Annotated in this window: 3 protein-coding genes; all 3 read left to right on the forward strand. The window is 44.6% G+C overall.

The window, feature by feature from the left end:
• Nucleotides 1–260: 260 nt before the first annotated feature.
• Nucleotides 261–2,192, forward strand: coding sequence for a glycine betaine ABC transporter substrate-binding protein (locus JFC08_RS13400; RefSeq protein ID WP_198331073.1), 1,932 nt, complete (start codon nt 261–263; stop codon nt 2,190–2,192).
• 75 nt (nt 2,193–2,267) lie between these two features.
• Nucleotides 2,268–3,179, forward strand: a complete 912-nt coding sequence (locus tag JFC08_RS13405; RefSeq protein WP_198331074.1) for an ATP-binding cassette domain-containing protein — start codon at nt 2,268–2,270, stop codon at nt 3,177–3,179.
• A gap of 292 nt (nt 3,180–3,471) precedes the next feature.
• Nucleotides 3,472–5,295 (forward strand): bifunctional peptide-methionine (S)-S-oxide reductase MsrA/peptide-methionine (R)-S-oxide reductase MsrB, encoded by a 1,824-nt coding sequence (gene msrAB / locus JFC08_RS13410; protein WP_198331075.1) that lies wholly within the window; start codon nt 3,472–3,474, stop codon nt 5,293–5,295.
• Nucleotides 5,296–5,559: the final 264 nt, after the last annotated feature.

Below are 5,559 nucleotides of genomic sequence, written 5' to 3' on the forward strand. Positions count from 1 at the left end.
CAACGGGTTATCTTCATAAAAGTAGTCTAGCATAGTGCTTATCTACTACAGCCCCAAAATTAATGAGCATTTGTCATCTTGTCTATAAATCGCTACACTTTGTAGTGAGCCTAAACGATTGCAATATTAGTTTTAGATGAAGACGTTGCCTAGTCTTCAACGACTGAATGAGTCAAAAGCAATACACGCTTGGCGTAAAGCAATAATGTTATTGACTTGGGCGTTCATTTCCATAATAAAAATTATAAATAGGACATCTTATGCGCCAATGGATTGCGTTAAGTTTACTATGCATGAGCACACTGTTACTGCCAGTATCGGCATCAGCAGCCTGCGACTCATCAATCAAATTTGGCGCTCTGACATGGGAGAGCGGTCAGTTTATCTCTGGGGTGCTTAAGTACATCGCTGAAGATGGCTATGATTGTACAATTGAAGAGGTGCCGGGTGCTGGTCCTGCACTCGAAACGGCATTGTCACAAAACGACATTCAAGTGATTGGCGAGCAGTGGGTTGGACGCTCGCCAATTATGGAACAAGCCATCGAGCAGAATAAAGTGGCAGTCATCGGTGATACGCTGAAGGGCGGCGCAACTCAAGGTTGGTATGTACCCAAATATGTATTAGAAGAAAACCCAGGTCTACGCAGTTATCAAGATTTGCCTAAATATGCTGAGCTGTTTAAAGATCCCGAAGACCCTAGCAAATCACGCTTTATGAATTGTCCGTCTGGTTGGACGTGTGAGATTTTCAATACTCGCTTGCTGAAGAATACAGGTTTGGACGGTATCTTTAATAATGCCCATCCCGGCACTGGGGCAGCGCTCGACGCCGAGATTGCCTCTGCTTTTGAGCAACATAAACCACTACTGTTTTATTACTGGCAGCCTACGGGCTTGATGGCAAAATATGACTTTGCGCCTCTGGCATTTCCTGCTTACAAAGATGCCTGTTGGCAAGATTTGTTACGAGCGGATGGCACTGCCGATTGTGTGTCTGGATTCCCTGTCTCACCTTTAGGTATCGCAGTATCTACCCCTTTTATTGAATCCAATCCAGAGCTTGCTGATGTCTTTAAAAAAGTTCAGTTTAGCTCCGATGAGCTCAATGGCGCTATCTTGGAGATGAGTGAAAATAAACGCAGTGGCGATGAGCAAGCACTAGCATTTTTGCATAAATATCCGAGCATCTGGCAAGCATGGTTGTCTGATGAAGCAGCCAGTAACCTTGCGGCTAAGCTAGGCATCAGCTTAACGGGCGAGGCTATCATTGCGGATGCAACCGCCTCTAGCACTAATCGAGCGACCTCATTATCGAGCTTTCCTTCATGGTCGCTTGAAACCCCGCTTAATAATACATTGGCAAGCGTTGTCCAAAATTATGGCGATGTGTTTCGTACCGTCAGTACCATGGCGTTAACCTATCTATTGCTACCGATTGAGCGTCTATTAACCACTATGCCGCCTTGGCTTATCATTGCGCTTGTGAGCGTATTGGCATGGTTTGGTGTCCGTAAAATCTGGTTTGCACTGGCATGCGCCGCAGGACTGTTTCTCATTGGTGCATTTGGACTATGGGGCGCATTGATTGATACCTTGGCACTGCTCATCGTATCAGTGTTGGTGACCGTCGTGATTGGTATTCCTATTGGCATTGCTATGTCGGGCAGTAAAATTCTTCGCAAGGTTGTGACGCCGATACTGGATGTGATGCAGACCATGCCAAGTTTTGTCTATTTGATACCCGTATTGATGCTATTTGGGATTGGCAAAGTGCCTGCGCTATTCGCCACTATTATTTATGCCTTGCCGCCACTGATTCGGCTGACGACATTGGGGATTACCCAAGTCAATCATGAGATGGTCGAAGCAGGGCGCTCGTTCGGTAGCACACACTTGCAGCTGCTCATTTGGATTAAATTGCCGCAAGCATTACCCAGTATTATGGCGGGCGTGAATCAAGCAGTGATGATGTCGCTCTCTATGGTGGTGCTCGCTTCTATGATTGGCGCACCGGGTCTTGGCGAAGATGTGTTGCAATCGATTCAAACGCTTAATATCGGTCAGGGCTTACAAGCAGGCACGGCGATTGTCATCGTTGCCATTATCATTGACCGCATTACGCAAGCGTTCGGTCAAGGTAAGCGTGCGCGGCAAAAAACTATCGATGCTGGCAGGCATCCCATTGGTTGATTATCAGTGCCATGGTCGAATGTTCAACGCGCCCTAATCATAATGATAACTAGAAAAATAAAAATGAGAGCCATCATGAATCATATTCAATTGGAAAATATCAGCAAGATTTATAATGCCAATAGCTCGCAAGCAAAGTCTGCATTGGCATTATTAGCAGAAGGTATGGATAGTATTCAGGTAAAGGAACAAACAGGCTATTCGGTCGGGCTTTATGACATCAATTTAAGCGTTAAAGCAGGTGAGCTGCATTGTATTATGGGCTTGTCAGGTTCAGGAAAATCAACCTTGATACGCCATATCAATCGTTTGATTGACCCAACCAGCGGTAAAATATGGGTTGATACTTCTATTAATGCTAAGCCGTCTACTAGTAATAAGCCCTCCACTAATAATGCTAAACCCTCTGCTGATTTATTAGAAAATGGAAGATCATCGTCTGCTATTAATATCTTAGAGCTAAATGATAAAGCGCTACAGCATTATCGCCAGCAGACAATCAGTATGGTTTTTCAGCATTTTGGTTTGGTGCCACATATGACGGTGCTGCAAAACGTCGCTTACGGCTTGCGAGTGCGAAAAATGAGTATCAAAGAACGCCACGAGGTTGCTCGGCACTGGCTAAATGAAGTTGGGCTAGCAAATTTGGAGAAAAGTTACCCTGATGAGCTGTCAGGAGGGATGCAGCAGCGTGTCGGGCTGGCGCGTGCCTTAGCAACCGATAATCCGATATTGCTGATGGACGAGGCTTTCTCTGCCCTTGATCCGCTCATTCGTGCCCAATTACAAGACCAACTACTTGAGCTACAAGCACGGCTAAACAAAACTATCGTCTTTATCACTCATGATATCGATGAAGCGATTAAGGTCGGTCAGCGGATTAGTATTTTAAATGGCGGGCGTTTGGTACAAACGGATACACCCAGTGAATTACGCCACAACCCAGCTGATAAGTATGTGGCTCAGTTTATGGGTGCCAAAATTTAATTTAAAAATAATACGATGTTGTTTTATAAAATGCTGTTTTATAAATTACACCTGCAAAATGATAGATTTCTGTCTATATCATGATTCTTACACTGTTGTTAAAAAAGTGTAGCACCCCCTTAGTTACTATTAAAGTAAACTCCATCATCGATGTATACTATTAAGATACTCTAATAGTGTGTTAGCTTTGCTAAAATCTCGATTTATCCACTCTCATTGACCACGTAAGAAGACCATGAGCGAGCATAAAAACTCAGTTTATGATCGTAAGACTTCGTAAAAAGGACCTCGCATGCCGCATAAGAAAATTCGCCATAATGATCGTAGTCATACTAATAAGTTAGCGACAGACTCACCACGTGATTCATCACGTTGGCTAAAGAACATTAGTGCCGTTGGTGTCACGACAGTGCTGAGTGCTGGCATATTGGTCGCTTGTGGACAAATGAGTAGTGCGGAGAGCAATGCAAGTAGCACGACTAAATCAGCCAAGAAAAACAGTGGAATGACTAGCTCACGTGACATGCTGCCCTCCGATATGCTTGGGCAAATGCGAGCGCTGCCGCAATTGACAAAAGGCTTAGGTGACACGGGCACAGCAATCATTGATCCTAATAAACCAACCTTGATTAAATTTTGGGCAAGCTGGTGCCCATTATGCTTGGGCACGTTGGCAGAAACCCAAGAATGGCGCACCGATCCCAAGTTCGCTGATTTAAATGTCGTTACTGTTGTCAGTCCTGGTCATCTAAACGAAAAAGCCGATAGCGACTTTAGCACTTTTAGCACTTGGTATGCAGGCGTCCAAGCAGACTATCCAAAGCTACCAGTATTGTCTGACGCTTCAGGCGAGCTGATTAATAAACTTGGTGTGCAAGTGTATCCAAGCTGGGCGATACTCGATAAAAGCGGCAACTTGGTGCATTTGGTGAAAGGCAATATATCGGCAGAGCAAGCCTATGCTCTCGCTGAAAATGCCAATAATGATTTTGCTGAGCTTAAAGCGGGGAGTGCTAAACCAGCAAACGCGCAAACCGTAGACAACAACAGCAAGATTGAAACCATCAAACAAAAAGATGGCGTTTATTATAACGATAAAGGCAAAGCGATTAATACGCGCTCAATCTACTTGGCGGGCGGCTGCTTCTGGGGCGTAGAAGCTTACATGGAGCGCGTCGAGGGTGTGGTCGATGCTGTATCAGGCTATGCCAACGGCGATACTGCTAATCCAAGCTATGAGCAAGTGATTCGTGGCTCAGGTCATGCCGAAGCCGTCAAAGTAACCTACGATGCGGATAAAACAGACCTTGATACTATCTTAAAATACTACTTCCGCGTGATTGATCCAACCAGCCTCAACAAACAGGGCAATGATCGCGGTGTGCAGTACCGCTCAGGCGTTTATTACACCGATAAAGAAGATAAAGCAGTGATTGATGCTGCCCTCAAACGTGTGCAAAGCCAGTATAAACAAAAAATTGTGGTAGAAAATGAGCCGCTAGACAATTTCTACTTAGCTGAAATGTACCATCAGGATTATCTGGCAAAAAATCCAAACGGCTATTGTCATGTTGATTTAAGTTTGGCTGATGATAAGCCAGAAGGCGCCGCACGTACCAAGCTTGCGCCTGTGAGTACGGTTGCTGAGACCTTAAACCCTAAACGTTATGCGGGATTTGATAAAGGTGCATTAAAAAATACATTGACCAAAGCCCAGTATAATATCACGCAAGATGCTGGTACTGAGCGCGCCTTTAGCCATGAATATGATAACTTGTTTGCGCCAGGCATATATGTCGACGTGGTGAGCGGTGAGCCACTGTTCTTATCAACCGATAAGTACCAGTCTGGTTGTGGTTGGCCAAGCTTTACCAAGCCGATTGACATGCAAGTCATTACTCAGCATGAAGACACCGCTTTTAATATGGTACGCACTGAAGTTCGCTCGCGAGTAGCAGACTCACATCTGGGTCATGTATTCCCTGATGGGCCAAAAGATCGTGGCGGGCTGCGCTATTGTATCAATGGCGGGGCGCTACAGTTTATTCCAGTCGATGTGATGCCGCAGTCAGGCTATGCGCCATTAGTGAAGTTGGTTAAGCCTGCAAAACCTTGACTATTAATACTGATAATCGACTTTATAAAAAGACGTTAAGATAATTCTTAGCGTCTTTTTTATGATTGATGCCTTGAGCATAATTACTATCACAGCATGATGGTTCGTTTTATTATCGTTGTATTTTTGCTGTTATAGCCGTTGAATTATGAAAAACCAACCAAACTTCGTTATACTCAAAAGCTGAGCGTTTTCTATTATTAATACTTTTATCATCTAGCGCCGTAAAACCACGTCCTTCTAGGGCGTGGATATCAGGCGTCA

This window comes from Psychrobacter cibarius (assembly GCF_016107535.1).
Lineage (GTDB): Bacteria > Pseudomonadota > Gammaproteobacteria > Pseudomonadales > Moraxellaceae > Psychrobacter > Psychrobacter cibarius.

Excerpts from the sequence above, each read along its gene's own strand:
- JFC08_RS13405 (WP_198331074.1), top strand. The coding sequence starts at position 2,268 with ATGAATCATATTCAATTGGAAAATATCAGCAAGATTTATAATGCCAAT.
- JFC08_RS13400 (WP_198331073.1), top strand. The coding sequence starts at position 261 with ATGCGCCAATGGATTGCGTTAAGTTTACTATGCATGAGCACACTGTTA.
- msrAB (WP_198331075.1), top strand. The coding sequence starts at position 3,472 with ATGCCGCATAAGAAAATTCGCCATAATGATCGTAGTCATACTAATAAG.